Annotated in this window: 1 protein-coding gene and 1 pseudogene; one reads left to right on the top strand and one right to left on the bottom strand. The window is 74.0% G+C overall.

Annotated elements, in window-relative coordinates:
- Positions 1-857 (top strand): annotated as a pseudogene (locus AB0J52_RS37870) (hypothetical protein); the annotation flags it as partial.
- Positions 858-958: 101 nt separating this feature from the next.
- On the opposite strand, the gene AB0J52_RS37865 reads toward AB0J52_RS37870, so the two are convergent.
- On the bottom strand, positions 959-2,050 hold a 1,092-nt coding region (locus AB0J52_RS37865), incomplete at its 5' end, for a D-arabinono-1,4-lactone oxidase (protein WP_500187810.1).

Below are 2,050 nucleotides of genomic sequence, written 5' to 3'. Positions count from 1 at the left end.
AGCCCGGCCACGGGGCGCCACCTGGCCACCGGACGCCTCCCGGACACGCGGCGCCACCCGGCTACGGGGCGCGTCCCGGGTACGGGGCGGCGCCGTCAGGTGGCTGGGGCGGCGGCGACCCCAACAGCACCCGGCTGGACGACCCGTCCCGCCGGTCCGCGCCGGGCGCCGACCCCAACGCGACCCGCCTGGACCCGTCCGCCCTGGCCGGCGATCCGAACGCGACGCGGTTCGACGCGTCCGCGCTGGAGGCCGCCCGGCACGAGGCGGCCGGAATGGACGAGACGCGGCTGGACCGGCCGCCCGCCCAGGCGGTCGCCGACGACCTGGTGGCCGAGGCGGGCGAGGAGGCCCTGCGCAAGGCGTCCGTCAAGGCCGCGCTGGACGACACGCTCGTCTGGGCGCAGCAGCGCTGGAAGATGCTGACGGCGTCGGCGGTGGTGGTGTTCGCCGTCGTGATCGGCGGCATCACGGCCTACGAGTCGTTCACCGACCAGACGTTTGGCGGGGTCAAGGGCGCCGGCGGGACGATCGGCAACGTGATCCGCGGCCAGAACGAGGGGACGCGCCACACGCCCACGCACGAGCCGTCCCGGCAGCCGACCGACGAGCCGTCCGCGCCCGGCACGACCGGCCCGGACGACAAGGTGACCGACCGGCCGACGGACCAGCCGACCGGCGGTCCGAGCGAGCGGCCGAGCGAGTCGCCGAGCACCGGCCCGACGCCCACGCGGGAGCCGAGCGGGACGCCGACGAACGAGCCGTCCTCCCCGCCGACCGGCGGCGGTGGCCAGACCGGCGGCGGACCCGCCACCGGCAAGCCGGGACTGCAGGCGCCCGTTCAGGAAGGCAACTGAGGGCGACCAGAACCGGCCGAAGCCGGCAGGCCGAAAAAGCCGAACGGGCCGGGCTCCCCGAGAGGCGGCCCGGCCCGTTCGTCGTGGCGCGTCCGGTGGGATCAGTCGCCGAAGACCTGGCGGGTGTAGGGGTTGGCGAACCGGCGGTCCGGGTCGACCTCGTCGCGGATCGCCCGGAAGTCCTTGAAGCGCGGGTAGACGGTCTCCAGGTAGGCGGCGTCGCGGGTGTGCATCTTGCCCCAGTGCGGGCGGCCGCCCATCTCGGTCAGGACGTCCTCGACGCCCTGGAAGTAGTCCCGGTGGTCGTCGCGGTGGTAGACGTGCACGGCGATGAACGCGCTGCGGCGGCCGTGGGCCATCGACAGCCAGGCGTCCTCGGCGGGCAGCATCCGGACCTCGATCGGGAAGCTGATCCTCCAGTCCCGCTTGGCGAACAGACCCCGCACCTCGCGCAGCGCGTCCACCAGGTGCTCGCGCGGGATCGCGTACTCCTGCTCCTTGAACCGGACGGTCCGGGGGCTGGTGAACACCTTGTAGGAGGTGTCGGTGAAGGTGCGCGCGCCGAGCGCCCGCGCCGACACCTGGTTGACCGACGGGGTGAGCGCCGGGGCCGCGTGGGTGACCCTGTTGATCACCTCGAACAGCGAGTTCGACATGAACTCGTCGTCCAGCCAGCCCTTGAACCGCGACAGCGGCTGCGGCGGGCCCGCCACGCGGTTGTTGCGCTTGGTGAGGCAGCCCTCGGTGTGCGGGAACCAGTAGAACTCGAAGTGCTCGTTGGCGGCGTCGAACTCGTCCGCCCGGGCCAGCACCTCGTCCCACTTCATCGGCTGCTCCTGGGCGCGCAGCAGGAACGCCGGGACGGTCTTCCAGGTGATCGCGGTCACGATGCCGAGCGCGCCGACGCCGGCGCGGGCGGCGTCGAACAGGTCGGGCCGCTCGTCGCGCGAGCAGGTGACCACCGAGCCGTCGGCGAGGACGAGTTCCAGCGCGTGCGCCTGGGACGCGAGCCCGGCGGCGTCGCGGCCGGTGCCGTGGGTGGCGGTCTGCAGGGCGCCCGCGACGGTCTGCTCCTGGATGTCGCCCATGTTGGCGAGGGCGAGGCCGTGCTCGGCCAGCGTCCGGTTGAGCGTGTGCAGGGGCAGGCCCGCCTCGACGGTGACCAGCCCCGTCGAGGTGTCGACCGAGCGGAC

The organism is Spirillospora sp. NPDC049652, from assembly GCF_040675125.1.
In the GTDB taxonomy this organism is placed as follows: Bacteria; Actinomycetota; Actinomycetes; order Streptosporangiales; family Streptosporangiaceae; genus Spirillospora.
The sequence above is the reverse complement of the archived record's forward strand: the minus strand, read 5'-3'. Positions and strand labels throughout refer to the sequence as shown.